Genomic DNA, 26,116 nt, shown 5'->3' with positions numbered 1-26,116 from the left:
GGCTTGGGGGTTGCAAAATGACTGACATTGGGGCTGGCGCCGCGCCGTCATTGATCAGGGCATCGCTCAGCCGCACCGGCAAATGGGCCGGCAGCATCGCCTTCATCGGCGGCGCCGTTTCCGACATTCTCAACCCGCTGGCGCCGTTTGCCGCCTATATCGCGCTGGTTGCCTCGATCGCGGCCGTGATCATCGCCATTGCCATCGTGCTCAGGCTGGTGCTGGCGGCCAAGGCACTGCCGGCGCTGGTGTTCGCCACCAGTGCGGCGGCGGTTGCCGGCGGCGTCTACGCCGTGCAGAAGGAGACCAGTTCGCAGAACGGCATCATCGCCGGCCTGGTGCCGGCGATCGCGCAACTGCAGAAGTCGATGGGCATCGTCGCCGAAAAGGTGGCCAGGATCGAGCAGACCGTCACGCAGACACAGAAAACCGTCGAAGAGGTCAAGAAATCGACCGACACGGCTGCGCAAAAAACCGATCAGATCGCCTCCGTCCAGCAGCAGCAGACGGCGCAAGGGGCGCAGACGCAAAAGACCGTCGAAGCGGTCAAGCAGACGACCGAGACGCTCGCCGCAGGCCAGCAGCAGCAAGTGGCCCAGGCCGAAAAGCTGCAGGCGACGACCGAACAGATCGCCGCCTCGATCGACACGATCGCCAAGGGGTTTGCCACCTTGGCCGCGCAAGGCGGCGCCATCGCCGAACCGAAACGGCCGGACGAATTCTACCACAATGCCCGTGTCTACGAGCTGTCGGGCGACATGCTCAACGCGCGGCGCTCCTACCTCGCCTTTGCCGGTTTCGATGTCGACGCCATCGACCCCTATACGCGCTTTGCCACGCTGCTGCGGGTCCAGGACGGCAAGGCGGGCGCCCGCGAAGTGTTCGGAGCACTGGCCGACAAGGGCAAGGCGCTGTCGATCAAGCTGGTGCATATCATGCAGTTCGACGACGCGCAGCGGCTCGACAAGCTCAGCGCCTTCATATCGGCCAATCCGGATTTCGCGCCGGTCTATTACCTCGAGGCGCAGGAGTTTTCGGAAGATCGCCTCGGCAGCCAGACGCTGGCCGACAAGCGCAGCGAAGCCCAGTCGCTGACCAAATTCGTCTCCTACGAAAAGGATGGCGGGCTGCTCAAATATTTCGTCGACCAGACCCAGCTTGCCGACTGGCTGGACCGCAGCCGCAGCCGGCTGGCGGCCCTTGGCGGCGTCCTCGACCCCGCCCGCTTCGTGCCTTCGCTGACGCCGATGCGCTCCAACCAGGGCTGGTCGATGACCATTTCGCTGCCCGAGCCGGCAACCGCGATATCCTGGCGTCTTGGCGACACCGGCCCCTTCACCGACACCGGCCCGCTGGCGCTCAACGACCAGCGCACCGGCAAGCCGATGCCCAATCCGAGCTTTGAGCTGCCCGACAGCACGGCGGCGACCACCATCGCCATCAAATATCTCGACATCAGGGGGCGCGAGACCGGCCCGTTCGACATCCGCTTCGATCCGGATGCCGCCCTGCAGCAAGGCAACAAGCAGATCCTCGACCAGTTCTGGACGTCATGGATCGCCTTCGACGCCAGCGGCAATCATGGGCTGGTCTATTTCACGCAGATGCTGTCCTACCGCTGCGCCATCAAGGAGGTGCGTTACAGCCTGAATGGCGCCGTGCTCGACAAGGCGCTTGCCATGCCGCCCTGCAATGCCAAGGACCCCTACGCCATCCCCGATGATTTCCAGCCCTATTTCAAGGTTGCCGACAGCGTGAAATCGATGTCGGTGCAGGTGACCTATACCGACGGGACAAAATCGCCGGTGCGGGAATACAAGCGGCAGTAGGCTCGCACCTTTCGGCGTGTGGGAAGGCGGGCATAAATCTGATGCAAAATGCGCGCCCGCGCGCTTGCGCGGTGCGCCGAACCGGTTCTTCTTGGCACCCGTCAGATTCGGGTGAGAGCGCCATGGATACAGTTACGATCAAGGCCAAAGGCATTTCGGTTTCGCTCGACCTCACGGTCGGCCACATCGCCGACATGAGCATCGAGAGCGGCGGGCGCCAATTGCGGCCACTGCACCGCGCGCCATGGGTCGACGCAAGCGAGACGCTGCCTCAAGACCTGCCGCAGGGCACCGTCCGGCTCTCCGGCGACTTTCTCTGTGCGCCTTTTTCGCGCAGCGATGTCGAGGAGGCGCCGCTGCATGGCTGGCCGGCCAACAGCGCCTGGGATGTGGTCGAAAGCGGCGCCACGGAGGGCGGATGGCGCGCCGTCTTCCGGCTGCGCCACAAGGTGATGGGCGCCAGCGTCGACAAGATTTTCACGCTGCGCGACGACCATCCCTTCCTCTACCAGGAACACGTATTTTCCGGCGGCCATGGCGCGATCTCGGTCGCCCATCACCCGATGACGGCGATGAAATGCGGCGGCAGGCTGGCTTTCTCGCCGAAGCGGTTTGCCGCCACGCCGGCCGATCCGCTGGAGCCGGATACTGCACGTGGCCGCTTCATGCTGGCCTATCCCAGCCGGTCGTCCGACCTAGCGCATTTCCCCGCTGCCGGCGGCGGCACGCTGGATATCACGGACTACCGCATGGAGGATCGGCGCGAGGATTTCCTCACCTTGGTCGAGGCCGATCATGGCGGACCTGGCTGGACCGCGCTTGCGCGCCAGGCCGAGGACGATCTGGTGCTGGTGCTGAAGAACCCGGCCGAACTGCCGGTCACCATGCTGTGGTTCAGCAATGGCGGGCGCGACTACGCGCCGTGGAGCGGCCGCCATCTCGGCGTGCTCGGCATCGAGGATGGGCGCACGGCGATTGGCCACGCCGCCTCGCTCGGCGACAACTGGCTGAAGCGCGAAGGCGTGGCGACGGCATTCGCGCTCGGCGAAGGCCGCCGCGTCTCGTTCCGCCATGTCATCGGTGCGTTGCCGCTGTCGGATGGCGAACCCCCACGAGAGATCACCACGGCGGATGGCCGCCTTCGGTTGGCCGGTTCCGCGGCATCGGAGGTCCCGTTCGACAGTGATTTCCTGCGCATCGGCCAGCCAGCGGCGACATAGTGCAACCCAGCCAACGGCAGGGTTTGAAATTTCCGCCAACTGCCGACAAGATGCGCCTGAAATCGTGCGGAAGGAGCCAAAATGTCTGAAATCGCCCACCTCGCCGCCACCATCTTCAAGCGCGCCGGCAAGGCCAAGCGCTTCATCGTCGCCATTGCCGGGCCGCCGGGCGCCGGCAAGTCGACACTATCGGCGGGCCTGCACGACCTTTTGCCGGAAGGCGCGGTGGAAGTCGTGCCCATGGACGGCTTCCACTTTGACGACATCGTGCTCGAGCGGCGCGGCCTGCGCGCGCGAAAGGGTGCGCCGGACACGTTCGACTTCGGCGGCTTCGAGACGCTTCTGAAGCGCATCCGCGCCGGCGAGCCCGACATTGCCATTCCGGTCTTCGACCGCAGCATGGAATTGTCGCGCGCCGCCGCGGCGATCGTCGATGCCGAGACCAAATTCATCCTGGTCGAAGGCAATTACCTGCTGCTCGACGAGGAGCCGTGGTCGCGCCTTGCGCCACTGTTCGATTTCTCGATCTTCGTCGACGTACCGCGCAATGAACTCGAACGCCGCCTGATGGAACGTTGGCACGAGCATGGCCTTTCCGAAGCCGACGCGCGGGCCTGGATAGCTTCCAACGACATGCCCAACATCGAACGCGTGCTGGCACGACGCCGGGCGGCCGACCTGGTCATTGGTTAACCCGGGTTAATCTCGATTAACCCGCTTAATTTTCAATATTTTTCGACGGGAACCTTAAGACTTACAAGGCGTTATCCCGGTCAGGCAATCATGCCAGAAGAGGGATTCCGTCCGATGGCAACCAAGGCAAAAAAGCCCGTCAGGGGCAAGTCAGCCCAACCGAAAGCGACGCAATCGAAGGCCGGGGCTCCAGCGGTCGCCCAGCGCTCAAAGGATGCCAAGCCGGCCTTCGGCAAGGCATCGCCCAAGAAAGTCGTGCCAGGCAGCGCGTCGAAGGTGACCGCGCCCAAAGCGGCAGCGAAGACCGCCCAGGCGAAGAAACCGGCCGCGGCCGGCGGCTCGAAGGTTCGCACGGCAGCCAACGTCGCGGCCGGAGCGGTCGTGGCCACGGCGCGGAGTGTCGCGTCTCTCGCCGCATCCGTCGTCGGCAAGGGCGGGTCCAAGGCGAAAGCAAAGTAGCGACGCGCTTCCCGGCGGGGCAGATTCAGCTTCGCGCCGGGATGGTCAGGCCCTTCTGTACCGCCGGCCGCGCCAGGCCGCGCTCCAGCCACGCTGCCAGATTGGCGAAATCGTCGAAGCCGACCAGGTCGCGCGCCTCGTAGAAGCCAATCAGGTTGCGCACCCAGCCGAGCAGCGAGATGTCGGCGATGGTGTAGTCATTGTCCATGATCCACTTGCGGCCCTTCAGCCTGACGTCGAGAACGCCGAGCAGGCGGCGCGATTCGTCGCGGTAACGCTCCAGCGGCCGCTTGTCGGCGATCTCGCGGCCGGCGAATTTGTGGAAGAAACCGACCTGGCCGAACATCGGCCCGATCGCCGCCATCTGGAAGAAGACCCACTGGATCGTCTCGTAGCGCCGCGCCGCGTCAACGGGCATGAGCAGGCCGGTCTTCTCCGCCAGGTAGAGCAGGATGGCGCCGGATTCGAAAAGGCCGATCGGCGCGCCGTCCGGGCCGTCGGGATCGATGATCGCCGGGATCTTGCCATTGGGGTTGAGCGACAGGAATTCCGGCGTCCAGCTCTCGTTCTTGCCGATGTTGATCAGATGCGGCTCATAGGGCAGGCCGAGTTCCTCCAGCGCGATCGATATCTTCACTCCGTTCGGCGTCGTTGCCGAATAGAGCTGGATCTGGTCGGGATGCTTGGCAGGCCAACGGGTTGCGATCGGAAAGGCGGACAGGTCGGCCATCGAGAACTCCTGAGCGGGGGGATTCGCACCAAGCGGCGCGGTGTTGGCGGGTCGGCCAAGAATTAGGGCTGCGGTCGGGCCGGATCAATATGGCGGCGACGCTTTCACCGTGCATGGATAGTCAATCGATCGGATCGCCCGGGCGGATAGTAGCCGCCCGAACAGGTGGTGACCGCCCGGTACTAGATGGCCTTGAAGGCCAGCACCGCATTGGTGCCGCCGAAGGCAAAGCCATTGCTGATGGCGGCGCGCACCTTGCGCTCGCGCGCGACATTCGGCGTCACGTCGAGATCGCAGTCGGGATCGGCCTCGCGGTAATTCGCCGTTGGCGGCACGACGCCTTCGCGGATCGCCATGACGCAGGCGATCATCTCCAGCCCGCCCGAGGCGCCGAGGCAATGCGCGTGCATCGACTTGGTCGATGAGACGGAGAGCGCGCGGGCATGGTCGCCGAAGACGCGCTTGATCGCGAGGGTTTCGATCTGGTCGTTGGCTTTGGTGCCGGTGCCGTGCGCGTTGAGGTAGTCGACATCCTCGGGATTGAGGCCGGCATCGGCCAGGCAGAAGCGCATGGCGGCTTCCGGGCCCTCGACGGTCGGCGCGACGATATCGGAGGCGTCGGCCGAAAGGCCGGCGCCGGCGATCTCGGCCAAAATGGTGGCGCCGCGCGCCATCGCGTGGTCGTAGCTTTCCAGAACCGCCATGCCGGCGCCTTCGCCCAGCACTAGGCCCTGGCGGTCGGCCGAGAACGGCCTGCACGTGTCGGGCGACAGAACGCGCAGCGCCTCCCAGCCCTTCAGCACGCCCCACACCAGCGGCGCATCGGTGCCACCGGCCACCATGACGTCGGCGCGGCCGAGCCTGATCTGGTCGACCGCAGAGGCGATGGCATGATTGGCTGACGAACAGGCCGAAGTGACGCCGAACACCGGTCCGCGCAAACCCAGATGCATGCTGACCTGGCCGGCGGCCGCGCCCGGCATGACCCGGGGAACGGTGAAGATGCCGGCGCGATTCTTGCCCTCGATCAGGATGGCGCGATAGTTCTCCTCGACCGTCTCGAACCCGCAGACGCCAACACCGACGATGGTTCCCATCCGATAGGTATTGTCCGCATGCGGCACCAATCCGGACTGCCGCATGGCTTCCTTCGCCGCGATCACCGCCAGCAGGCTGAAGCGATCCATCGACACCAGTTGCTTGCGCTCGATGCCGTGATCCGGCAGTGCCTTGATCTCGCAGCCGGTCTTGACCTTCAGGTCGTGCAGGAAGGGATTGTCGATCGGGCCGATCGCCGACCGGCCGGCCCGCATCTCGGCCCAGATTGCCTGCGCATCGGTGCCCAATCCGCACAGCCCGCCGATGCCGGTAATGACGACGCGCTTCAGCATTCGGTCAGGCTTTTTTTTCGATCAGCGCGCGAACGGCCTCGACCATGTCGCCGACATTCTTGAGATTGCTCCAGGCATCGACCGTGTTCATCTCGATTTCGATGCCATATTGCTCCTCGAGGTCGAAGATGATCTCGGTCAACTCCAGCGAATGGATGCCGAGCGCCGTCAATTCGGTAGTGGTGGTGATTTCCTCGCCGCCCGGCTCGGCATGGGCCTTGATCTTCTCGATGATGTCCGTTGCCAGCTGGTCAGCCATTCGGTTTCTTCCCCACTTGTCGTTTCCCGGCGCCAACTGAACAGCGCCTTCTTATCCTCGATATCAGGCCGCGATCTTCGCCTTATACCCCCGTCAAGCGTCGCCCGACCGTACCAAGGTGGTTCCTTCTATAGAAACGGAAACGCCATCAAGCAACAAGCTATATGTCGACAAAACCGCCACAGTGCTTAACCTGACGGCGTGGATACGATCGAAAATACGAAGTTATCAGGTCAACTGGCCCAGCGCGCGGCGGGCAAGGCGCAGCTTGGTTGCGCCAGCGTCGACGGCCGCACGCGGCTGCGGCGCCTCTATCAGGACGGCTCGGCCAAGATAAGGCTGCCGGCCGTTTCGGCCGGTCCGCTGGAGGCCGTCCTGATCAACACCGCCGGCGGGCTGACCGGCGGCGACCGCCTCGGTTGGGACGTGGATGTCGGCGCGGATGCCAGCGCCGCGGTAACAACCCAGGCCTGCGAAAAAGTCTATCGCGCCGCATCGGACCATGCCGAAGTGCGGGTCAAGCTGACCGTCGGCGAGAACGGCAGCATCGCCTGGCTGCCGCAGGAAACCATCGTCTTCGACCGCGCCGCCTTTGCCCGCACGCTCGATGTCGAGCTTGCGGCCGGAGCCGAGGCGCTGGTGCTGGAAGCGGCCGTCTTCGGCCGCCTGGCCATGGGCGAACGTGCCGCGCAGGGCACTTTTCGCGATCGCTGGCGTATCCGCAGGCAAGGAGCCCTCATTCATGCCGAGGATTTCCGCATCGGACCTGCCATTGCCGACACCCTGGCCCGTACGGCGATATCCGGTGGCGCGATCGCCGTGGCAACGCTGCTGCTGGTGTCGCCGCGAGCCGAGGCTCTGCTCGATCCGGTCCGGGAGATCATTGGCGACCGAGGTGGCGCCAGTGTCTGGACCGTGACGACATCTGGCAAGCTTCTTGCGAGGCTCTACGCCGAGGACGGCTACCAGCTGCGCCAACGGCTGGTTCCGCTCGTCGGATTGCTCAACGGAAGGGCGGGGTTGCCCAAATTATGGTCACTGTGACTGTGTCCGCATCATTTCAGGAAGACGCATGAACCTGACGCCAAGGGAAAAGGACAAGCTGCTGATCGCCATGGCGGCGATCGTGGCGCGCAAGCGGCTGGAGCGCGGCGTCAAGCTCAACCATCCGGAAGCCATCGCGCTGATCACCGATTTCGTCGTCGAGGGCGCCCGCGATGGCCGCCCGGTGGCCGAACTGATGGAGGCCGGCGCCCATGTCGTCAGCCGCGCGCAGGTGATGCAAGGCATCGCCGAGATGATCCATGACGTGCAGGTGGAAGCGACCTTTCCCGATGGCACCAAGCTGGTGACCGTGCACGAACCGATCAGGTGAGGAGGCCGACATGCTTGAGCTGCGCCCGAACTGCGAATGCTGCGACAAGGACCTGCCACCGGAAGCCCGGGATGCGCGGATCTGCACCTTCGAGTGCACCTTCTGCGCCGGCTGTGTCGAAAACGTGCTTGGCGGCGTCTGCCCGAACTGCGGCGGCGATTTTACAGCCCGGCCGATCCGTCCCGCCGCGATGCTGAAGAAATATCCGGCTTCGACCAAACGCGTGCTCAAGGCCGAGGGCTGCGGTCCCCGCAGGGCCGCCTGACACCGCAAAGGAAAGGCAAGTAAATGATCCCTGTCAAACGCCTGTGCCTCTCGGCGATCCTGCTCGTGGCGGCAGCCATGCCTGCCTACGCCCATGTCGGCATCGGCCCGACGTCCTCCCTCATGGCCGGCTTCACGCATCCATTGTCGGGCCTCGACCACATGACGGTGATGCTCGCTGTCGGCCTGTGGGCGGCCCTCAAGGGCGGCAAGGCGATCTGGGCCTGGCCGGCGGCGTTCGTCGGCATCATGCTGGCCGGCGCGGCCCTTGGCATGGCCCATCTGCCGTTGCCGTTCGTTGAGCCGGGCATACTGGCCTCGGTCGTGGCGCTCGGGCTGCTGGTCGCGCTGGCGGTCGATCTCCCCGTTTCGGCCGGTGTCGCTATCATCGGCCTGTTTGCGCTGTTTCACGGCCACGCCCATGGCACGGAAGTGCCGGAAAATGCCGGCGGGCTCGAATATATGGCCGGCTTTGCCATCGCCACCGTGCTGCTCCATGCCATAGGCATCGCCGCCGGGCTCGGCCGCGGCATGAGATTTCGTGGTGTGGCCCGCATCGTGGGTGCCGCCTGCGCGGCGATCGGCGTCGGCCTCGTTTTCGGCGTCGTGTGAGGTCCGATGATCCCCGGCGAAATCATCCCTGCCCAAGGCGACATCGAACTCAACAAGGGTCTGCCGACCGTCACCCTGAAAGTGGCCAACAGCGGCGACCGGCCGGTTCAGGTCGGCAGCCATTACCATTTCTTCGAAACCAATGAGGCGCTGACATTCGACCGCGAGAGCGCGCGCGGCATGCGCCTCGACATCGCCGCCGGCACCGCCACGCGCTTCGAGCCGGGGCAGGAACGCGACGTCACGCTGGTGCCGCTTGGCGGCAAGCGCGAGGTCTATGGATTCCAGCAGAAGGTGATGGGTAAGCTGTGAGGACGTCTCATGCGTGGCGCGCAAGGCCGGCGAGCGGCTTCAGGGCAGGCATGAACGCACGCGCTGCGCGTCACTCAGTCCGATGGCTTGGCGGCCGCGTAGATGACGATCTTTCCGGGATCGTCGAACTCCACGGCGAGAACGTCTTGCGCAAGCACGCGCCGCGACTCGATGGCGTTGAAGAGCAGGGCGTTGGCCTCGATCTCCTTGCGCAGCTCGGTAACATCGTCCTGATGCTGCCGGACCTTGTTCTCGATGACCGGCGGCGGGCCGCCTTCGCTGCGCGCCGCATCGGTCAGGAACACGATATCGACCTTGTCGAGCTTGGACGTCTTGCGCACCGTACTGATGTTTTCCCGCGTGCGGTCGATCGCCGAATTGACCTTTCCAATCTCGGCGGTCGTCTTGGCCTCTTCCTGGTTGACTTGCGAGCCGACGATGCGGTCGACGGTTTCCGGGCTCTGAAGGCCCTGCGCGTTCAGCGCGGCCTGGGGGAGGCCCACTGCCAGAAACGCAGCCGCTGCAATGGCATGCAGCCAACGGATATCGGGCAAGGTGGTATCGGTCATCGTTCACTTCCGCGGTTTGTTCCAACGCTCAGGAAACAAAACGACGCCAACCCTGCCACGGTTCCCTCTCCGATTCGGTGGGCGGACCGGATACCGGCCCGCCGCGCCGGGCCTTTAACTCGCCTTTTTGGTGATCAGGGTCAGCGCGCCGTTTGGCTCCATGCTGGCCGCGACCACCTGGGCCGAGGTCATTCCCTTGGCCTGGAGGGCGGACTTCACCTTGGGCGTGGCATCGATCGAGCTGCGCAGCTTCTGCAGGCCGGCATCGCCACGCTGGGTGATCACCTGGTTGACCTGCGTCTGGGTGTCCTTCGGCAACTCGCTGATGTCGACGATGTTGACGCTCTGAATCGCCGGCGCGGCCTGCTGGCCGCCGGGGGCGGCTGGGGCCGGCGCGGTCGGAGCGGGCTGTTGAGCAGGCTGCTGCTGGGCACTGGCGGCACCCGCCAGCATCAGGCTGGCGGCGGTTGCAAGAACTATCGTTTTGCGCATGGATTTTCCTTCCATCGGTTTGGCAAACGGTCGTTTTGGGGTGGCCTGCCAACCTCAACCGCCAAATGGGATCAGAAGGTGTCGCCCAGCGGGTCATTGCGTGACCATTGGGTGGCGGCAATGTGTAGCCGGGTTTCGACCATATCGCATTTCGGGAGCAATCGCTGATGGCCAGACTGAGCCGTGCCGCCTACGCCCAGATGTATGGCCCAACGGTCGGCGACAGAGTGCGGCTTGCCGACACGGAGCTGATCATCGAGGTCGAGAAGGATTTCACCATCCATGGCGAAGAGGTGAAATTCGGCGGCGGTAAGGTCATTCGCGACGGCATGGGCCAGAGCCAGGTTTCCCGTGCCCAAGGAGCGGTCGACACCGTCATCACCAACGCGCTGGTGATCGATGCCAGCGCCGGCATCTTCAAGGCCGACATCGGCCTCAGGGACGGTCGCATCGCCGCAATAGGCAAGGCCGGCAATCCCGACACTCAAGGCGGCGTCACCATCATCATCGGACCCGGCACCGAGATCATCGCCGGGGAAGGCAAGATCCTCACCGCCGGCGGCTTCGACGCGCATATCCACTTCATCTGCCCGCAGCAGATCGAGGAAGCGCTGATGTCGGGCATCACCACCATGCTCGGCGGCGGCACCGGCCCGGCGCATGGCACGCTGGCCACCACCTGCACGCCCGGGCCATGGCACATGGCGCGCATGATCCAGTCCTTCGACGCCTTTCCGATGAATATCGGCCTGTCGGGCAAGGGCAACGCCTCTCTGCCGGCAGCGCTTGAGGAGATGGTGCTGGGCGGCGCCTGCTCGCTCAAGCTGCATGAGGACTGGGGCACGACGCCGGCGGCGATCGATTGCTGCCTGTCGGTCGCCGACGACCACGACGTGCAGGTCATGATCCACACCGATACGCTGAACGAATCCGGCTTTGTCGAGAACACTGTGGCGGCGATCAAGGGCCGCACCATCCATGCCTTCCACACCGAGGGCGCCGGTGGCGGCCACGCACCCGACATCATCAAGGTCTGCGGCCTGCCCAACGTCATCCCGTCCTCGACCAATCCGACGCGGCCCTACACGGTCAACACCCTGGCCGAGCATCTCGACATGCTGATGGTCTGCCATCATCTGTCGCCATCGATTCCCGAGGACATCGCTTTTGCCGAAAGCCGCATCCGCAAGGAGACCATCGCGGCCGAGGACATACTGCACGACATCGGCGCCTTCTCGATCATCTCGTCGGACAGCCAGGCCATGGGCCGCGTCGGCGAGGTGGCGATCCGCACCTGGCAGACCGCCGACAAGATGAAGCGCCAGCGCGGGTCATTGCCGCAGGAGACCGGCGACAACGACAATTTCCGCGTCCGCCGCTACATCGCCAAATACACGATCAATCCTGCCATCGCCCATGGCCTGTCCAAGGACATCGGCTCGATCGCGGTCGGCAAACGCGCCGATCTGGTGCTATGGAACCCGGCCTTCTTCGGCGTCAAGCCGGACATGGTGCTGATCGGCGGCATGATCGCCGCCGCCCCGATGGGCGACCCCAACGCCTCGATCCCGACGCCGCAGCCAATGCACTACCGGCCGATGTTCGGCGCCTATGGCAAAGCCAGGACCAATTCGTCCGTGACCTTCGTTTCGAAAGCCGCGCTCGAGTCGGGGCTGCATGGCCGGCTCGGCGTCGACAAGCAGTTCGTCGCCGTCGAAAACACACGCGGCGGAATCGGCAAGCACTCGATGGTGCTCAACGACGCGACGCCGCATGTCGAGGTCGATCCCGAAACCTACGAGGTGCGCGCCGATGGCGAACTGCTGACCTGCGAGCCGGCGACCGTGCTGCCGATGGCGCAGCGGTATTTTCTGTTTTGACGCGAAATCGGCGACCGCCTCAAGTGGTGCAAAATCCATTGCAGGGAGGATTCCACACCGCAATATGCGGCCTCGAAAAGCCGTATTGTGATTAGGCATGGCCACCGAAATAGCCTCTCCCCACGACATCTTCCCGCATATTCGCATCGTCATGGGCATGGTGATCGGGCTCGGCGTCACTCGCCTTCTGTCGGGGCTGGCTCGCATCGTCCAGCATCCGGGCCAGTACCGGCTCTATCCCGTGCACCTCGCCTGGGTCGGTTCGGTGCTTCTGATGATGGTGCATTTCTGGTGGTGGGAGTTCGGCCTTTACGCCATCGAAACCTGGACCTTCGGCAAGTACCTGTTCATCATCTTCTACGCCATCACGCTGTTCCTGCTGTGCGCGCTGCTGTTTCCGGATTCGATGCTCGATTACACCAGCTACGAGGACTATTTTTACTCGCGCCGCGCCTGGTTCTTCGGCCTTCTGGCGGCGACTTATCTGCTCGATGTGATCGACACCCTGCTGAAAGGGCCGGAGCATTTCGCCCGCTTCGGCAACGAATATCTGTTCCGAACGCCGATCTTCGTCGCGCTCTGCATCGCCGCGATCCTGGTCCGCGACCGCCGCTTCCACATCGCCTTCGTCACGGCGGCGCTGATCTACCAGATATCGTTCATCCTGCGGCTCTTCGACACGATCGTATGACGCCAGCCGATGATCTAGAGTTTCGGGGAAAGGCAGGTTCAGCGATGTACAAGGCCATTGGATCGCGTGGGTCCCGGGTCAGCCGCGTCCTCTGGATGCTCGAGGAACTCGGGCAGCCCTATGAATTCGTCGAGGTCAAGCTCCGCTCGCCGGAAGCCTATGCGCTCAATCCGTCGGGCAAGGTGCCGATCCTCATCGACGGTGAGCTGATCGTGACGGATTCGGCGGCGATCTGCGTCTATCTCGCCGACAAGCACGCCGATAAAGGCATGGGTGCCAATCCGGGCCTTGCGGGCCGTGCCGAGATGGATTCCTGGATGCATTTTGCCCAGAGCGAATTCGAGGCGCCGCTGTGGAACAAATTGCGCCATCGCTTCCTCTTACCCAGGGAAGTGCGGGTCGAGGTCGGCCCCGCGGCGGCCTATGATTTCGCTACGGAGCTCAAGGCACTGGATCGCCGGCTCGGCGACAAACCGTTCGCACTCGGCGACCGGTTTTCCGCCGTCGACGTGCTGCTCGGCGATATGGGCGGCTGGGCCCGAGCCGGCCGCTTCCCGATCGAATCCGACCGCGTCAACGCCTATTTCGACCGCGTGCTGGGCCGCCCAGCCCGCGCCCGTGCCCAAGCCAATGCATCGGCCCGAAAATCGGAATCGGTTTTCGGAAAGCACGATGCATAGATTCAAACATGTTAGAGCGTCCTTTGCGCGTCCAAGGGGACGCGCGGCGCTCTAATGGCGGAGCCATGAAATGAAGCTCAACCTCAACACCGACTTCACCAAATTTCCGCGCGCCGTCTCGGTGCTGCCTGCCGGCACGGCCGCGGCCACCGTGCCTTCCGGCCGTGCGGTCCTCGCCCATGACGAGCGGCATCTGCGCCGCCGCGCCATCGAACTTGCCGACGGCGGCAAGGTGCTGGTCGACCTGCCCGAGCCCGTTGCCCTGAACGACGGCGACCGGCTGGTGCTGGAGGACGGCGGTCATATCGAGATTATCGCGGCGCCCGAAGAGGTCTATGACATCCGCGCCCGCGACGCCGTGCATCTGACCGAACTCGCCTGGCATATCGGCAACCGCCACCTCGCCGCCGGCATCGAGGCGCACCGTATCCTCATCCTGCGCGACCATGTCATCAAGGCGATGCTGGAGGGGCTCGGCGCCACGGTGCGCGACGTCTCGGAGCCGTTCAAGCCGGTGCGCGGCGCCTATTCCGGCGGGCATGGCCATGCCCACGCCGAGGCGCACAGCCATGGCCACGGCGAATCCCATTCGCACAGCCATGCATCACGATCATCATCATGACTGACCAGCCCTCCGGCATCGCCCTGCTGCGGCTGATGGCATGGCTGTCGCCGGCCTTTCCGGTCGGCGGCTTTGCCTACAGCCATGGTCTGGAGCGCGCGGTGCATGACGGGTTGGTGGCCGATGCCGCCGGCCTTGCCAGCTGGCTGGAGACACTGGTCGAGATGGGCTCCGGCTGGAACGATGCCGTGCTGTTCGCCGAGAGCTGGCGCCGCGCCCGCGAAGGCGGCGATCCGGCCGAGGTCGCCGCGCTGGCCGAGGCACTGGCCGGCTCGCGCGAACGCCACGCCGAGGCCATGCTGCAAGGTGCGGCCTTCCTTAAAGCGGCCGGCGCCTGGCCCAATTCCGTGCTGGAGCGCTTGCCGGCCGAATGCGCCTATTGCGTCGCTGTCGGCGCCGTCGCCGGGGGCAATGGCATTGCGCTGCAGGACGCGCTGTCCGCCTTCCTGCAAGCCTTCTTTTCCAACCTCGTCCAGGCCGCGATCCGGCTCGGCGTCATCGGTCAGAACGAAGCCACCGCGCTGCTTGCCGGCTTCGAGCCGCTGGCGCTCTCGACGGCGGCGCGCGCGTCCCGCTCGACATCGGACGATCTCGGCGGCTGCGCCTTCGTCTCCGACGTCATGGCGATGAAGCACGAAACCCAGTATTCGCGATTGTTCCGCTCATGATCCTACTCGCCTTCGTCCTCTCATTCGTCCTGCTGCTGATCACGGCACTGCATGTCTATTGGGGCATCGGCGGCATCTGGCCGGGCAGGGATGCCGCGTCCTGCGCCCATGCCGTCGTCGGTTTTCGCGGCGTCGACGAAATGCCGACACCGATCGCCAGTTTCGCCGTTGCCGCCTGCCTTGGCCTGGCGACGCTCTGGCCGCTGGCGCTCATCGGGTTCTTCGCCTCGCCCTTTCCCAAGGAGGGCCTTGCCGCCACGTCGATGCTGATCGGTCTGGTGTTCCTGGGGCGTGGCATTGCCGGTTTCACGCCCTGGTGGCGCCGGCTGGCGCCGCAACAGCCTTTCGCGTGGCTCGATACCAGTCTCTATTCGCCGCTGTGCCTGCTGATCGGGCTCGGCTTCGCGGCTCTTGCCATTATGGAGTTTCCGATATGACACAAGCTAACGGTCCTCTTCGCATCGGCATTGGCGGCCCCGTCGGTTCCGGCAAGACGACGCTCACCGAAAAACTCTGCAAGGCGCTGCGCGACGAGTTTTCCATCGCCGTCGTCACCAACGACATCTACACCAGGGAAGACGCCATGATGCTGGTCCGGCTGCAGGCGCTGCCGGAGGACCGCATCGTCGGCGTCGAAACCGGCGGCTGCCCGCACACCGCCATCCGCGAGGACGCCTCGATCAATTTGCAGGCGATCGCCGAACTGAACCGCAAATTCCCCGATCTCGACATCATCTTCATCGAATCCGGCGGCGACAACCTGGCCGCCACCTTCTCGCCGGACCTTGCCGACCTGACGCTCTATGTCATCTCGGTCTGCCAGGGCGAGGAGATTCCGAGAAAGGGCGGCCCGGCGATCACCCGTTCCGATTTCCTCATCATCAACAAGAGCGACCTCGCGCCCTATGTGAACGTCAATCTCGATGTCATGGAGAGCGACGCCGGCCGCATGCGCGGCAAGCGGCCGTTCGGCTTCACCGATCTTTCACGCGGCAAGGGCCTGCGGGAGGTGATCGATTTTATCGTCGAGCACGGCGGACTGCGGACCATTGGCGCCGCAAGCACCGCGGCATAGCTGGCCGTCTGCACCAAGCGAAAGCGGTTGCGGGCACCAGCGGAGCGCGGCATTCTTGCCGAAACCGGAGGAATTTTAGCATGAGCATTGCCCGCCTGCAGAAGGAAAAGCTGACCAACCTGCCCTTCTACGAAGAGCGCGTCGATCTCGCCTGCGCCTTCCGCTGGACGGCGCGGCTCAACATGCACGAAGCGGTGGCCAACCATTTCTCGCTGGCCATCAACGACGACGGCACCAGGTTCCTGATGAACCCCAACCAGGTGCATTTCTCACGCGTCAAGGCGAGCGACCTGATCGAGATCGACGCCAACGACCCCGACACGCTTTCGGGGCCTAATGCACCCGACCCGACGGCATGGGGCTTGCACGGCGCCGTCCATCGCAACGTACCGCACGCGCGCTGCGTCATGCATGTCCATTCGATCCACGCCACCGTGCTGGCCTCGCTGGCCGACTCGACGCTGCCGCCGATCGACCAGAATTCGGCAATGTTCTTCAACCGCCATGTCGTTGACGCGCACTATGGCGGGCTGGCCTTCGAGGAAGAGGGCGAACGCTGCTCGCAGCTTCTCGCTGACCCCAAGGTCAAGGTGATGGTGATGGGCAACCATGGCGTGCTGGTCATCGGCGACACCGTCGCCGACGCCTTCAACCGCATGTTCTATTTCGAGCGCGCCGCCGAGACCTACATCAAGGCGCTGTGGACCGGTCGCCCGCTGCGCACGCTCTCCGACGCGATCGCCGAGAAGGCGGCGAGCGAGATGGACGACTATCCCGGCCAGGCCGAGCGTCACCTCGCCGAGTTGAAGGCGATCCTCGACGAGCAGGAGCCGGTGTACCGGAATTAAGCGATCATTTCGCAACGCCGGTAATTGGCGAAACCGTCAGCACCGCCACTTTCTCCCCGTCACTATACGGGGAGAAATGTCCGGCAGGACAATGAGGGGCGGCACCAAGGTCTCAGAAATCAGAACCTGCACGCCGACGTTTTGCCAAGTCAGCGCTGCCCCTCATCCGCCTGCCGGCACCTTCTCCCCGTATAGTGACGGGGGAGAAGGAGGCTACTCACAGCCCGAGCTGAGCCCGCAATTCCCCGGCGCTGTTGATGACGATGGCGCCGGGCGGTCCTTCCATCGGCTTTTCAGGCCAGAAGATGGTCTTCATTCCCGCCGCCAGCCCCGCCATGGCGCCCGGCCAGCTGTCGTCGACCGCGACGGCGTGCGCGGGATCGACGTCGGCCAGATAGGCGGCGCGCAAGAAAGGCTCGGCGTGCGGCTTGCCGTCGCGCACGTCGTTGCGGCTGATCGTCTTCATGCCGGGATAGGTGAGGCCGACCATGCGCAGATTGGCGTCGACGATCATCCGGTCCGAATTGGACACCACCGCCTGCTGCACGCCGAGCGCGTGCAGTTCGTGGAAGACCTCGATAGCGCCTGGGCGCGGCTTCAGCCCTTCGACCAGCGGCAGGTAATGCTCATATTTGTGAACGATCCACTCGTCGAAGGGCAGTCGCAGCCCGAACTCGTCGCGCATCATTTCGTAGACCGGCCAGGCGGCGACGCCCAGCACGCGCTCATGCAGATCGTCAGGCGGCGTCAGGCCGGCATTGCGCATCGCTGCAATGAGGGCTGCCTCATGCAGCGGTTCGCTGTCGACCAGCGTGCCGTCCATGTCCCAGAAAACCGCCTTCGGTGTCATGCAGCGCTCCTTTTTGCGATCCCTTAAAGGGTTTGCGGCGGGAGATAAACCTTTGGCGGCCATAGAACATGCCTTCAAAGCGAAACGGAACCGGCCGCGTTTTCTCCGACCGGGTATTGGCCGAGAAACCTCCGCTGTATCAGCGTAGGCATTTGCTCTTGAGATTGACAATTGCGCAGGCCGCCATTCCCTGCGAAACTGATACGGATCGCCTGATGATCGGCGGGTTTCGGGAGGCAGGACGTGAATAGCCGGCAGGATGGCGGCAGCAACAGGCTGGACGACGCGGCGCGCGCCGGCTGGCTCTATTATGTTGCCGGCAACACACAGGACCAGATCGCCGCCACGCTCGGCATATCGAGGCAGACGGCGCAGCGGCTGGTGTCGCTGGCGGTGTCGGAAGGCTTGATCAAGGTCCGCGTCGATCATCCGATCGCCAACTGCCTGGACCTTGCCGCGCGGCTGAAATCACGCTTCGCGCTCGACCTTGTCGAGGTGGTGCCGAGCGATCCCAACTCATCCTCCACCACCATCGGCATCGCCGAAGCGGCCGCCGCCGAGATCGAACGGCGGCTGCGGTCGCCGACACCGATCGTCATGGGCATCGGCACCGGACGCACGCTGAAGGCGGCGATCGAACAATTGCCGCCGATGGAATGCCCGCAGCATAAGGTGGTGTCCTTGACCGGCAACATCTCGCCGGACGGTTCGGCCGCCTTCTACAACGTCATCTTCACCATGGCCGACAGGGTCAAGGCGCGGTCCTTCCCGATGCCGCTGCCGGTCATCGCCTCCTCGCCGCAGGAGCGCGAAATGCTGCTCAACCAGCCGATGATCCAGCCGACGCTGGCGCTTGCCGCCGAGGCCGATGTCACCTTCATCGGCATTGGCGACCTCGGCCCGAAGGCGCCGCTCTACGAGGACGGCTTCATTTCCGAAAGCGAGCTGAAAGCCTTGCAGAAGGCGGGCGGCGTCGCCGAAATCGTCGGCTGGGTGTTCGATCGCGAGGGCCGCATGATCGAAGGCATCACCAATGACCGGGTGTCGTCGGCGGCGCTGCCGTCGCGCGAGAAGTCGCTGGTCATCGCGCTCGCCATGGGCGAGCGTAAGCTGCCGGGAATCCTGGCGGCCGTGAACCGGCGGCTGGTCAACGGGCTCATCACCGACGAGCGGACGGCGACCGCCCTGCTGGCCGGTATTTGACGGCTTCCTGATAAAGCCAGGAAGGCTATTGGTGCCGGCCGAAAGGGTCGTTGCCGTCGAGAAAACCGAGGTCGCGCTGCAGATGGGGCGACAGGTCCCTGATGTCGAGATGCGCCTTTTTTCGGGGCGCGAACCAGCCGAATCCGTCCACCAACCACGAAATCCAGCGATGATCGGGAGCGGGAGTGCATTTTTGCTGCGTCATGGTCATGATCGTCAACCTTCGCTATCCTGAACCCGAATGACGGGTTGAGGATGAATGTCGGCCTTGCCGGCCGCCTTTGCCAATCGAACGTCGATAACGACCCATAAGGAGGCTTTATGCCTGACCTCAGCGCGCCGCAGGTTTCGCAACTGCCGCCATTGCAGGCGATCCGGGTGTTCGAGGCGGTGGCGCGGCATCTTTCTTTCACCAAGGCCGCCGGGGAACTCGCCATGACGCAAGCCGCGGTCAGCTACCAGATCAAGGTGCTGGAGGAGCGCGTCGGCGCGCCGCTGTTCCTGCGCCGGCCGCGACAGATCGAACTGACCGAAGCGGGCCAGCGCCTAGCGCCGGCTGTCAGCGAGGCCTTTGCCATCCTCAGCCAGGCCTATGCCGCCGCGCGCGGCGGCGCGGACGGGCTGCTATGTGTCACCACGGTGCTGACCTTTGCCTCGAATTGGCTGGCGCATCATCTGGGCGCGTTCCAGATCGCGCATCCGTCGCTTGCCGTGCGGCTCGAGACGTCGAGCCGGCTGACGGATTTCTCCCGCGAGGACGTCGACCTCGCCATTCGTTCTGGCGGCGGCAAATGGCCCGGGCTGGAAGCCCACAAGCTGCTCGATGCCGATTTCACGCCGATGCTGAGCCCGAAGCTCGCGGCGAGCATCGGCGGCATCAACGAACCGGCCGATCTGCTCAAGCTGCCGATCCTCGATCCCAGCGATATCTGGTGGACGCAATGGTTCGAGGCCGCCGGCGTGCACAGCCACGACCTTGCCAGGCGGCCCGGCAGCAGCATGGGCGCGCAAGCCTATGAAGCCAACGCGGCCATATCGGGCCATGGCGTGGCCATCCTGACCCGGGCCCTGTTCAAGGCCGAACTCGCCGACGGCCGCCTGATCCAGCCGTTCGACCTGGTCGGCGACGACGGCCACGCCTACTGGTTGGTCTATCCGGAAGCCCGCCGCAACGTGCCCAAGATCCGCGCCTTCCGCGATTGGCTGCTGGCCGAGATCGCCTGCTGACCGGTTCGTCGCGCCCGCTTCGATCCTGGACCCCTTCCTGTCCCGTTGCCTGATATCCGGCACGCGCGCGGCTCGTCGTCTCCAACTTCCATCCGTCGGCGGTCCATCGGCAAGCCCGGTGCTGCGCTGCAGCATCGAATCCGGCTTGACATAATTCACACTTAGTGAGTAATTGCTCACAGCCAAGGCAAATGCTCATCTTGGTCCATGGGAGGAATTTGATGAAACTTCGTACGCTCATCCTGGGCTTGTGCTCGGCCAGCGCGCTGGCTTTCGCCGCACATGCCGAATCCATCACCATCGCCACCGTCAACAATGGCGATATGGTCCGCATGCAGAAGCTGACCGACGACTTCACCAAGGCCAACCCCGACATCCAGCTCAACTGGGTCACGCTCGAAGAGAACGTGCTGCGCGAGCGTGTCACCACCGACATCGCCACCAAGGGCGGCCAGTATGACGTGATGACCATCGGCACCTACGAGGTTCCGATCTGGGCCAAGCAGAGCTGGCTGCTGCCGCTCGACAAGCTCGGCGACGACTACGACGCCAAGGACATCATCCCGGCCATCGCCGGCGGCCTCTCGGTCGACGGCAAGCTCTATGCCGCGCCGTTCTACGGCGAAAGCTCCTTCGTCATGTACCGCAAGGACCTGATGGAGAAGGCTGGGCTGAAGATGCCCGATGCGCCGACCTGGGACTTCATCAAACAGGCCGCCGACAAGATGACCGACCGCGCCAATGGCGTGAACGGCGTCTGCCTGCGCGGCAAGGCCGGCTGGGGCGAGAACATGGCCTTCCTGACCGCCATGTCGAACTCGTTCGGCGCCCGCTGGTTCGACGAGAACTGGAAGCCGCAGTTCGACCAGCCCGAGTGGAAGAAGACGCTGCAGTTCTATGTCGACCTGATGAAGGCCGACGGCCCCGAAGGCGCGTCCTCCAACGGCTTCAACGAAAACCTGGCGCTCTTCCAGCAGGGCAAGTGCGGCATGTGGATCGACGCCACAGTCGCGGCGTCCTTCGTCTCCGACCCGAAGAACTCGACCGTCGCCGACAAGGTCGGTTACGCCTTGGCGCCTGACAACGGCCTTGGCAAGCGCGGCAACTGGCTATGGGCGTGGTCGCTGGCGATCCCCGCCGGCACGCAGAAGGCCGACGCTGCCGAGAAGTTCGTCTCCTGGGCGACCAGCAAGCACTATGCGGAGCTCGCCGCGTCGAAGGAAGGCTGGGCCAACGTACCTCCGGGCACGCGCTCCTCGCTTTATGCGAACGCCGAGTACCAGAAGGCGGCTCCGTTCGCCAAGATGACACTGGACTCCATCAACGCCGCCGACCCGACGCATCCGACCGTCAAGCCGGTGCCCTATGTCGGCGTGCAGTTCGTCGCCATCCCTGAATTCCAGGGCCTTGGCACAACCGTCGGCCAGCTCTTCTCGGCGGCACTTGCCGGTCAGTCGAGCGTCGACGATGCGTTGAAGCAGGCCCAGGACGCCGCGACCGCGGCGATGACCGAGGGCGGTTATATCAAGTAAGGCTCCTCCCGGTGCCGAATGCCGGTCACCTCCTCGACCGGCAACGGCCGCCCGAAACCCAGTTCGGGCGGCCGCCTTTCCAACGCCTGTGAAAATTCAGTCTGATCCTTGAAGGGTGACCGTCATGGCTACTCAGCAGACCCGTTCGCTTGCCCGATTCATGATGGCGCCATCCGTGGTGCTGCTGCTGGTCTGGATGGTTGTTCCGCTCGCTCTCACGCTGTGGTTCTCCTTCCAGCAGTACAACCCGCTCAATCCGGTTCGCGATGGCTTCGTCGGCCTCTCGAACTACGCGCTGTTCTATTCCAACCCGGCTTTCCTGCAGTCGATCCTCAACACGCTGGTCCTGGTGGTCAGCGTGCTGCTGATCACGGTGATCGGCGGCATCCTGCTGGCACTGCTCATCGATCAGCCGATGTGGGGCCAAGGGATCGTGCGCATCCTCGTCATCTCGCCGTTCTTCGTCATGCCGCCGGTCGCCGCTCTGGTGTGGAAGAACATGATCATGCACCCGCAATATGGCGTCTTCGCCGACATAGCGCGCTTCTTCGGGGCGCAACCGATCGACTGGTTCGGGCAGCATCCTATGACGGCGATCATCATCATCGTCGCCTGGCAATGGCTGCCTTTCGCGACATTGATCCTGCTGACCGCGCTGCAATCGCTCGACGGCGAGCAGAAGGAAGCCGCCGAGATGGACGGCGCCGGCTTCATCAGCCGCTTCATCTATCTGACGCTGCCGCACATGTCGCGAGCGATCACCGTGGTCATCCTGATCCAGACGATCTTCCTGCTCTCCGTCTATGCCGAGATCCTGGTCACCACCAATGGCGGCCCCGGCTATGCCTCCACCAACCTGCCCTTCCTCGTCTACCAGAAGGCGCTGCTGGAGTTCAAAATCGGCCAGGCATCCGCGGGCGGTGTGATCGCCGTCATTCTCGCCAACATCGTCGCCTTCTTCGCCATGCGCGCCGTCGGCAAGAACCTGGACAAGTAAGGGAGGACAAGATGGCACGCGCAGTCACCACCCAGCACAAGACCATCGCGACGGCAGCCGCCTGGATCGTCGCCCTGCTGATCTTCTTTCCGATCCTGTACACGATCATCACCTCGTTCAAGTCGGAACAGGAGGCGATCCAGGGCTTCAACCTGATCCCGTCGGGAACCTTCGAAAGCTATTCCGAGGTCCAAGCGCAGAGCGGCTATTTCAAGTTCTTCTTCAACTCGGTGCTGCTCTCGGTCGGCTCGACCGTCCTGGCCCTGCTCGTCGCCATTCCGGCGGCATGGTCGATGGCCTTCTCGCCGACCAAGCGGACCAAGGACATCCTGATGTGGATGCTGTCCACCAAGATGATGCCGGCGGTCGCGGTGCTGTTTCCGATCTACCTGATCTTCCGCGACACCGGTCTGCTCGACAGCCGCATCGGCCTGATGGTCATGCTGATGCTGATCAACCTGCCGATCGTGATCTGGATGCTCTACACCTATTTCCGCGAGATCCCCGGCGAGATCCTGGAAGCGGCCCGCATGGACGGCGCCTCGCTGTGGAACGAGATCATCTATGTGCTGACGCCGATGGCGGTGCCGGGCATCGCCTCGACGATGCTGCTCAACATCATCCTGGCCTGGAACGAGGCATTCTGGACGATCCGGCTGACGACCACGGAAGCAGCACCGCTTACCGCCTTCATCAGCTCCTTCTCCAGCCCGCAAGGCCTATTCTGGGCCAAGCTTTCGGCGGCCTCGACGCTGGCCATCGCACCGATCCTGATCATGGGCTGGTTCAGCCAGAAGCAGCTGGTACGAGGCCTGACCTTTGGTGCGGTGAAGTAACGGAAATTGCCTGAAGCAATCGGCGAAAAATAGCTCTCGGGGAGGAAACCATGGGAAACATCACGCTCAAGAACGTCTCCAAATCCTTTGGATCGACGTCCATCATCCCCGGTCTCGACCTGGTGATCGAGAATGGTGAGTTCGTCGTCTTCGTCGGCCCGTCGGGCTGCGGCAAGTCGACATTGCTGAGGCTGATCGCCGGCCTGGAAGACACCAGCGGCGGCACCATCAACATCGATGGCCGTGACGTAACCGGCGAGGCGCCGGCCAAGCGCAAGCTCGCCATGGTGTTCCAATCCTATGCGCTCTACCCGCATATGACGGTTGCCAAGAACATCGCCTTCCCATTGAAGATGGCGGGCGAGGATCAGGCGACCATCGACAGGAAGGTGAAGGACGCGGCGCGCGTCTTGAACCTCACCAACTATCTCGAACGCCGTCCCGGCCAGCTCTCCGGCGGCCAGCGCCAGCGCGTCGCCATCGGCCGCGCCATCGTGCGCCAGCCCTCGGCCTTCCTGTTCGACGAGCCCTTGTCCAACCTCGACGCGGCACTGCGCGGCACAATGCGGCTCGAAATCAGCGAGCTGCACCATCAGCTCAAGACGACGATGATCTACGTCACCCACGACCAGGTCGAGGCCATGACCATGGCCGACAAGATCGTCGTGCTCAACGCCGGCAACATCGAGCAGGTCGGCTCGCCGATGGAGCTCTACAAGACGCCGCGCAACCTGTTCGTCGCCGGCTTCATCGGTTCGCCGAAGATGAACCTGATCGAGGGCGCACCGGCCGCCAAATATGGCGCCAAGACGATCGGCATCCGGCCTGAACATATGCAGATCTCGACCACGGCGGGCGACTGGAAGGCCGCCGTCGGCGTGGCCGAGCATCTGGGTTCCGACACGTTCCTGCACGTCCAGGCCGATGGTGTCGGGCCGCTGACGGTGCGCGCAGACGGCGAACTGGCGGTCCGCCATGGCGACACCATCTATCTCACGCCCGACCAAGCCAAGCTGCACCGCTTCGGCCCCGACGGCAAGGCGATGGCCCAGTGAGGATGGAGCGGTGAGGATGGAGCGGTGAGGCTGACAGGCAAATCGGCGCTGATCACGGGGTCGGCGCGCGGCATCGGCAGAGCCTTCGCCGAAGCCTATGTGCGCGAAGGCGCCACCGTGGCGATTGCCGATATCAACCTCGACGCAGCACGCAAGACCGCGGCTGAAATCGGTGACCACGCCTATGCGCTAAAGCTTGACGTCACCGATCAGGCATCCATCGATGCCGCGGTCAAGGCGGTGGAGAGCAGGACCGGCGGCCTCGATATCCTGATCAACAACGCCGCTCTGTTCGACCTGGCGCCGATCGTGGAGATCTCGAGGGCGAGCTACGAAAAGCTGTTTTCCGTCAATGTCGCCGGCACGCTGTTCATGTTGCAGGCAGCCGCCCGGTCGATGATCGCGCGGGGCAAGGGCGGCAGGATCATCAACATGGCGAGCCAGGCCGGGCGTCGCGGCGAACCGCTGGTCGCGGTCTATTGCGCCACCAAGGCCGCGGTCATCTCGCTGACGCAGTCAGCCGGACTCGACCTGATCAAACACCGCATCAATGTCAACGGCATCGCGCCCGGCGTCGTCGACAGCGACATGTGGGACGAGGTCGATGCCTTGTTCGCCAAATACGAGAACCGGCCGAAAGGCGAAAAGAAACGGCTGGTCGGCGAGGGCGTACCGTACGGCCGCATGGGCAAGCCGGAAGACCTCGCGGGCATGGCCGTGTTCCTCGCCAGCGACGAGGCCGAATACATCGTCGCCCAGACCTACAATGTCGATGGCGGCCAATGGATGAGTTGAGGGGGAAGGCGCTTCTCTCATTTCCTCCAGAGAAGTGCCGAGGGGCGGTGAGGGGCAGCATACTGGAACATCAGGTGCGGCCCCTCATCCTCGCCCTCCCGAAGGAGGCGAAACAGTCGGGCTGCAAATCGGCCAAAGGGTAAAGCAGATGACCGTGAAACTCTCTTCCTCGAGCCTCGCCACGCTTCCGTCCAAGGTCGCAGGTCCGAACTATGACCGGTCGGCGTTGAAAGCCGGCATCGTGCATTTCGGTGTCGGCAATTTCCACCGCTCGCATCAGGCCGTCTATCTCGACGACCTGTTCGGTCAGGGCATCGGCCATGATTGGGCGCTGGTCGGCGCCGGCGTGTTCGACGGCGAGAAGATCGGCCGCGGCAAGCTCGAAGAGCAGGACTGGCTGACCACCGTGGTCGAGCAGGACGAAGGCCACATGAGCGCCCGCGTCACCGGCGCGATGATCGATTTCCTGATGCCGGGCGATGCCGCCGCCATCATCGAGCGGCTGGCCGATCCGGCGATCAGGATCGTATCGCTGACCATCACTGAAGGCGGCTATTTCATCGATCCGGCCTCCGGAGTCTTCAATCCGACTCATCCTGATATTGTCGCCGACGCGCAGCCGGGCGCCACACCAAAGACCGTGTTCGGCATCATCCTGGCTGGCCTCCTGCGCCGCCGTCAGGACGGCATCGTGCCGTTCACCGTCATGTCCTGCGACAACATTCCCCATAACGGCCATGTCACGTCGGACGGTGTGATCGGCCTTGCCCGCCTGATCGACGAGGACCTGGCGAGCTGGGTCAGCGACCACGTCGCCTTCCCGAACGCCATGGTCGATCGGATCACGCCGGCGACCAGCGACCGCGAGCGCAAGATCCTCGCCGACGATTTCGGCCTCGAAGACAATTGGCCGGTGTTCTGCGAGCCATTCCGGCAATGGGTGCTGGAAGAC

At 64.1% G+C, this 26,116-nt stretch carries 31 protein-coding genes and 1 pseudogene; 25 read left to right on the top strand and 7 right to left on the bottom strand.

Translation table 11 applies throughout. From position 1 onward, the window contains the following. Positions 1-17 precede the first annotated feature (17 nt). From EOA36_RS01245 to EOA36_RS01230, 4 genes are all read left to right on the top strand, one after another. On the top strand, positions 18-1,829 hold the full coding sequence (locus EOA36_RS01245; RefSeq protein WP_127275264.1) for a methyl-accepting chemotaxis protein: 1,812 nt from the start codon (positions 18-20) through the stop codon (positions 1,827-1,829). 122 nt (positions 1,830-1,951) lie between these two features. Beyond that, a complete protein-coding gene (locus EOA36_RS01240) occupies positions 1,952-3,049 on the top strand; it encodes a hypothetical protein (RefSeq protein ID WP_127275263.1) in 1,098 nt (365 codons plus the stop codon). 81 nt (positions 3,050-3,130) lie between these two features. Further along, on the top strand, positions 3,131-3,742 hold the full coding sequence (locus tag EOA36_RS01235) for a nucleoside triphosphate hydrolase (RefSeq protein WP_127275262.1): 612 nt from the start codon (positions 3,131-3,133) through the stop codon (positions 3,740-3,742). 114 nt (positions 3,743-3,856) lie between these two features. After that, positions 3,857-4,201: a hypothetical protein gene (locus tag EOA36_RS01230; RefSeq protein ID WP_127275261.1), complete on the top strand. Its 345-nt coding sequence runs from the start codon at positions 3,857-3,859 to the stop codon at positions 4,199-4,201. Between the two features lie 25 nt (positions 4,202-4,226). On the opposite strand, the gene EOA36_RS01225 is transcribed toward EOA36_RS01230, so the two are convergent. The 3 genes from EOA36_RS01225 to EOA36_RS01215 all read right to left on the bottom strand — a co-directional run bounded on the left by EOA36_RS01225 (position 4,227) and on the right by EOA36_RS01215 (position 6,581). Then, complete coding sequence (locus tag EOA36_RS01225; protein ID WP_127275260.1) at positions 4,227-4,931, bottom strand: glutathione S-transferase N-terminal domain-containing protein; 705 nt, start codon at positions 4,929-4,931, stop codon at positions 4,227-4,229. Positions 4,932-5,113: 182 nt separating this feature from the next. Beyond that, positions 5,114-6,322 carry a beta-ketoacyl-[acyl-carrier-protein] synthase family protein gene (locus EOA36_RS01220; protein ID WP_127275259.1) on the bottom strand — a complete coding sequence of 403 codons (1,209 nt, stop codon included), beginning with the start codon at positions 6,320-6,322 and terminating at the stop codon, positions 5,114-5,116. Positions 6,323-6,326: 4 nt separating this feature from the next. Then, positions 6,327-6,581 (bottom strand): acyl carrier protein, encoded by a 255-nt coding sequence (locus EOA36_RS01215; protein ID WP_127275258.1) that lies wholly within the window; start codon positions 6,579-6,581, stop codon positions 6,327-6,329. Positions 6,582-6,782: 201 nt separating this feature from the next. On the opposite strand from EOA36_RS01215, the gene EOA36_RS01210 reads away from it, so the two are divergent. The 5 genes from EOA36_RS01210 to EOA36_RS01190 are packed head-to-tail and all read left to right on the top strand — an operon-like array spanning position 6,783 to position 9,144. Beyond that, positions 6,783-7,625: an urease accessory protein UreD gene (locus EOA36_RS01210; RefSeq protein WP_127275257.1), complete on the top strand. Its 843-nt coding sequence runs from the start codon at positions 6,783-6,785 to the stop codon at positions 7,623-7,625. A 28-nt stretch (positions 7,626-7,653) separates the two neighbouring features. Next, a complete protein-coding gene (locus EOA36_RS01205; protein WP_127275256.1) occupies positions 7,654-7,956 on the top strand; it encodes an urease subunit gamma in 303 nt (100 codons plus the stop codon). Between the two features lie 10 nt (positions 7,957-7,966). After that, complete coding sequence (locus tag EOA36_RS01200) at positions 7,967-8,221, top strand: DUF1272 domain-containing protein (protein WP_127275255.1); 255 nt, start codon at positions 7,967-7,969, stop codon at positions 8,219-8,221. Between the two features lie 23 nt (positions 8,222-8,244). Continuing rightward, entirely contained in the window at positions 8,245-8,832 is a 588-nt protein-coding gene (locus EOA36_RS01195; RefSeq protein ID WP_127275254.1) for a HupE/UreJ family protein, read from the top strand. A 6-nt stretch (positions 8,833-8,838) separates the two neighbouring features. Then, positions 8,839-9,144 carry an urease subunit beta gene (locus EOA36_RS01190; RefSeq protein WP_127275253.1) on the top strand — a complete coding sequence of 102 codons (306 nt, stop codon included), beginning with the start codon at positions 8,839-8,841 and terminating at the stop codon, positions 9,142-9,144. 74 nt (positions 9,145-9,218) lie between these two features. Here EOA36_RS01190 and EOA36_RS01185 read toward each other — a convergent pair whose 3' ends face one another. Together EOA36_RS01185 and EOA36_RS01180 are read right to left on the bottom strand one after the other, a co-directional pair. Further along, positions 9,219-9,713, bottom strand: a complete 495-nt coding sequence (locus tag EOA36_RS01185) for a hypothetical protein (RefSeq protein WP_127275252.1) — start codon at positions 9,711-9,713, stop codon at positions 9,219-9,221. Positions 9,714-9,827: 114 nt separating this feature from the next. Beyond that, the gene (locus EOA36_RS01180) at positions 9,828-10,205 is read right to left on the bottom strand and encodes a hypothetical protein (protein ID WP_127275251.1); all 378 of its coding nucleotides are present in this window, start codon (positions 10,203-10,205) and stop codon (positions 9,828-9,830) included. Between the two features lie 164 nt (positions 10,206-10,369). Here EOA36_RS01180 and ureC point away from each other — a divergent pair, with 164 nt between their 5' ends. The 8 genes and pseudogenes from ureC (at position 10,370) to EOA36_RS01140 (ending at position 16,669) form a co-directional block, all read left to right on the top strand. Further along, the gene (ureC, locus tag EOA36_RS01175; protein ID WP_189522215.1) at positions 10,370-12,085 is read left to right on the top strand and encodes an urease subunit alpha; all 1,716 of its coding nucleotides are present in this window, start codon (positions 10,370-10,372) and stop codon (positions 12,083-12,085) included. A 97-nt stretch (positions 12,086-12,182) separates the two neighbouring features. Beyond that, positions 12,183-12,776 (top strand): hypothetical protein, encoded by a 594-nt coding sequence (locus EOA36_RS01170; protein ID WP_127275249.1) that lies wholly within the window; start codon positions 12,183-12,185, stop codon positions 12,774-12,776. Positions 12,777-12,820: 44 nt separating this feature from the next. Then, positions 12,821-13,456 (top strand): glutathione S-transferase family protein, encoded by a 636-nt coding sequence (locus EOA36_RS01165; protein WP_127275248.1) that lies wholly within the window; start codon positions 12,821-12,823, stop codon positions 13,454-13,456. Between the two features lie 70 nt (positions 13,457-13,526). Beyond that, a pseudogene (locus EOA36_RS01160) lies at positions 13,527-14,082 on the top strand (urease accessory protein UreE). Continuing rightward, positions 14,075-14,746 carry an urease accessory protein UreF gene (locus EOA36_RS01155; RefSeq protein ID WP_127275246.1) on the top strand — a complete coding sequence of 224 codons (672 nt, stop codon included), beginning with the start codon at positions 14,075-14,077 and terminating at the stop codon, positions 14,744-14,746. The pseudogene EOA36_RS01160 and the gene EOA36_RS01155 overlap by 8 nt, the downstream one beginning before the upstream one ends. Then, on the top strand, positions 14,743-15,183 hold the full coding sequence (locus EOA36_RS01150; protein WP_127275245.1) for a DUF3995 domain-containing protein: 441 nt from the start codon (positions 14,743-14,745) through the stop codon (positions 15,181-15,183). The genes EOA36_RS01155 and EOA36_RS01150 overlap by 4 nt, the downstream gene beginning before the upstream one ends. Next, on the top strand, positions 15,180-15,821 hold the full coding sequence (gene ureG / locus EOA36_RS01145) for an urease accessory protein UreG (RefSeq protein ID WP_127275244.1): 642 nt from the start codon (positions 15,180-15,182) through the stop codon (positions 15,819-15,821). Before EOA36_RS01150 ends, ureG begins: the two co-directional genes overlap by 4 nt. An 80-nt stretch (positions 15,822-15,901) precedes the next feature. After that, positions 15,902-16,669 carry a class II aldolase and adducin N-terminal domain-containing protein gene (locus EOA36_RS01140; protein WP_127275243.1) on the top strand — a complete coding sequence of 256 codons (768 nt, stop codon included), beginning with the start codon at positions 15,902-15,904 and terminating at the stop codon, positions 16,667-16,669. A gap of 217 nt (positions 16,670-16,886) precedes the next feature. Here EOA36_RS01140 and EOA36_RS01135 read toward each other — a convergent pair whose 3' ends face one another. Continuing rightward, positions 16,887-17,519 (bottom strand): HAD family phosphatase, encoded by a 633-nt coding sequence (locus EOA36_RS01135; RefSeq protein ID WP_127275242.1) that lies wholly within the window; start codon positions 17,517-17,519, stop codon positions 16,887-16,889. A gap of 243 nt (positions 17,520-17,762) precedes the next feature. Between EOA36_RS01135 and EOA36_RS01130 the strand changes: the two genes are divergently transcribed. Then, positions 17,763-18,722, top strand: coding sequence for a sugar-binding transcriptional regulator (locus EOA36_RS01130; RefSeq protein ID WP_127275241.1), 960 nt, complete (start codon positions 17,763-17,765; stop codon positions 18,720-18,722). Positions 18,723-18,747: 25 nt separating this feature from the next. Here the strand turns inward: EOA36_RS01130 and EOA36_RS01125 are convergent, their stop codons facing one another. After that, a complete protein-coding gene (locus EOA36_RS01125) occupies positions 18,748-18,933 on the bottom strand; it encodes a hypothetical protein (protein WP_127275240.1) in 186 nt (61 codons plus the stop codon). A gap of 110 nt (positions 18,934-19,043) precedes the next feature. Between EOA36_RS01125 and gcvA the strand changes: the two genes are divergently transcribed. The 7 genes from gcvA to EOA36_RS01090 form a co-directional block, all read left to right on the top strand. Then, on the top strand, positions 19,044-19,949 hold the full coding sequence (gene gcvA, locus EOA36_RS01120) for a transcriptional regulator GcvA (RefSeq protein ID WP_127275239.1): 906 nt from the start codon (positions 19,044-19,046) through the stop codon (positions 19,947-19,949). 221 nt (positions 19,950-20,170) lie between these two features. Then, the gene (locus tag EOA36_RS01115) at positions 20,171-21,481 is read left to right on the top strand and encodes a sugar ABC transporter substrate-binding protein (RefSeq protein WP_127275238.1); all 1,311 of its coding nucleotides are present in this window, start codon (positions 20,171-20,173) and stop codon (positions 21,479-21,481) included. A 124-nt stretch (positions 21,482-21,605) separates the two neighbouring features. After that, the gene (locus EOA36_RS01110) at positions 21,606-22,478 is read left to right on the top strand and encodes a sugar ABC transporter permease (RefSeq protein WP_127275237.1); all 873 of its coding nucleotides are present in this window, start codon (positions 21,606-21,608) and stop codon (positions 22,476-22,478) included. A gap of 11 nt (positions 22,479-22,489) precedes the next feature. After that, positions 22,490-23,314, top strand: a complete 825-nt coding sequence (locus EOA36_RS01105; RefSeq protein WP_127275236.1) for a carbohydrate ABC transporter permease — start codon at positions 22,490-22,492, stop codon at positions 23,312-23,314. Between the two features lie 50 nt (positions 23,315-23,364). Then, positions 23,365-24,369 carry an ABC transporter ATP-binding protein gene (locus tag EOA36_RS01100; RefSeq protein WP_127275235.1) on the top strand — a complete coding sequence of 335 codons (1,005 nt, stop codon included), beginning with the start codon at positions 23,365-23,367 and terminating at the stop codon, positions 24,367-24,369. A gap of 24 nt (positions 24,370-24,393) precedes the next feature. After that, entirely contained in the window at positions 24,394-25,164 is a 771-nt protein-coding gene (locus EOA36_RS01095; protein ID WP_127275234.1) for an L-iditol 2-dehydrogenase, read from the top strand. 148 nt (positions 25,165-25,312) lie between these two features. Beyond that, positions 25,313-26,116: mannitol dehydrogenase family protein (locus EOA36_RS01090; RefSeq protein ID WP_145969098.1), on the top strand; the 804-nt coding region annotated here is incomplete at its 3' end.

The sequence above is a fragment of the Mesorhizobium sp. M8A.F.Ca.ET.021.01.1.1 genome (assembly GCF_003998025.1).
Classification (GTDB): Bacteria; Pseudomonadota; Alphaproteobacteria; order Rhizobiales; family Rhizobiaceae; genus Mesorhizobium.
The sequence above is the reverse complement of the archived record's forward strand: the minus strand, read 5'-3'. Positions and strand labels throughout refer to the sequence as shown.

Bases quoted from the DNA above. Each gene is read 5' to 3' on its own strand.
- EOA36_RS01115 (WP_127275238.1), top strand. From the start codon at position 20,171: ATGAAACTTCGTACGCTCATCCTGGGCTTGTGCTCGGCCAGCGCGCTG.
- EOA36_RS01150 (WP_127275245.1), top strand. From the start codon at position 14,743: ATGATCCTACTCGCCTTCGTCCTCTCATTCGTCCTGCTGCTGATCACG.
- EOA36_RS01165 (WP_127275248.1), top strand. From the start codon at position 12,821: ATGTACAAGGCCATTGGATCGCGTGGGTCCCGGGTCAGCCGCGTCCTC.
- EOA36_RS01170 (WP_127275249.1), top strand. From the start codon at position 12,183: ATGGCCACCGAAATAGCCTCTCCCCACGACATCTTCCCGCATATTCGC.
- EOA36_RS01195 (WP_127275254.1), top strand. From the start codon at position 8,245: ATGATCCCTGTCAAACGCCTGTGCCTCTCGGCGATCCTGCTCGTGGCG.
- EOA36_RS01235 (WP_127275262.1), top strand. From the start codon at position 3,131: ATGTCTGAAATCGCCCACCTCGCCGCCACCATCTTCAAGCGCGCCGGC.
- EOA36_RS01185 (WP_127275252.1), bottom strand. From the start codon at position 9,713: ATGACCGATACCACCTTGCCCGATATCCGTTGGCTGCATGCCATTGCA.
- EOA36_RS01135 (WP_127275242.1), bottom strand. From the start codon at position 17,519: ATGACACCGAAGGCGGTTTTCTGGGACATGGACGGCACGCTGGTCGAC.
- EOA36_RS01110 (WP_127275237.1), top strand. From the start codon at position 21,606: ATGGCTACTCAGCAGACCCGTTCGCTTGCCCGATTCATGATGGCGCCA.
- EOA36_RS01190 (WP_127275253.1), top strand. From the start codon at position 8,839: ATGATCCCCGGCGAAATCATCCCTGCCCAAGGCGACATCGAACTCAAC.
- EOA36_RS01205 (WP_127275256.1), top strand. From the start codon at position 7,654: ATGAACCTGACGCCAAGGGAAAAGGACAAGCTGCTGATCGCCATGGCG.
- EOA36_RS01105 (WP_127275236.1), top strand. From the start codon at position 22,490: ATGGCACGCGCAGTCACCACCCAGCACAAGACCATCGCGACGGCAGCC.
- EOA36_RS01220 (WP_127275259.1), bottom strand. From the start codon at position 6,322: ATGCTGAAGCGCGTCGTCATTACCGGCATCGGCGGGCTGTGCGGATTG.
- EOA36_RS01240 (WP_127275263.1), top strand. From the start codon at position 1,952: ATGGATACAGTTACGATCAAGGCCAAAGGCATTTCGGTTTCGCTCGAC.
- EOA36_RS01215 (WP_127275258.1), bottom strand. From the start codon at position 6,581: ATGGCTGACCAGCTGGCAACGGACATCATCGAGAAGATCAAGGCCCAT.
- EOA36_RS01140 (WP_127275243.1), top strand. From the start codon at position 15,902: ATGAGCATTGCCCGCCTGCAGAAGGAAAAGCTGACCAACCTGCCCTTC.
- ureG (WP_127275244.1), top strand. From the start codon at position 15,180: ATGACACAAGCTAACGGTCCTCTTCGCATCGGCATTGGCGGCCCCGTC.
- EOA36_RS01125 (WP_127275240.1), bottom strand. From the start codon at position 18,933: ATGACCATGACGCAGCAAAAATGCACTCCCGCTCCCGATCATCGCTGG.
- EOA36_RS01200 (WP_127275255.1), top strand. From the start codon at position 7,967: ATGCTTGAGCTGCGCCCGAACTGCGAATGCTGCGACAAGGACCTGCCA.
- EOA36_RS01180 (WP_127275251.1), bottom strand. From the start codon at position 10,205: ATGCGCAAAACGATAGTTCTTGCAACCGCCGCCAGCCTGATGCTGGCG.
- EOA36_RS01100 (WP_127275235.1), top strand. From the start codon at position 23,365: ATGGGAAACATCACGCTCAAGAACGTCTCCAAATCCTTTGGATCGACG.
- EOA36_RS01155 (WP_127275246.1), top strand. From the start codon at position 14,075: ATGACTGACCAGCCCTCCGGCATCGCCCTGCTGCGGCTGATGGCATGG.
- EOA36_RS01245 (WP_127275264.1), top strand. From the start codon at position 18: ATGACTGACATTGGGGCTGGCGCCGCGCCGTCATTGATCAGGGCATCG.
- EOA36_RS01230 (WP_127275261.1), top strand. From the start codon at position 3,857: ATGGCAACCAAGGCAAAAAAGCCCGTCAGGGGCAAGTCAGCCCAACCG.
- EOA36_RS01225 (WP_127275260.1), bottom strand. From the start codon at position 4,931: ATGGCCGACCTGTCCGCCTTTCCGATCGCAACCCGTTGGCCTGCCAAG.
- gcvA (WP_127275239.1), top strand. From the start codon at position 19,044: ATGCCTGACCTCAGCGCGCCGCAGGTTTCGCAACTGCCGCCATTGCAG.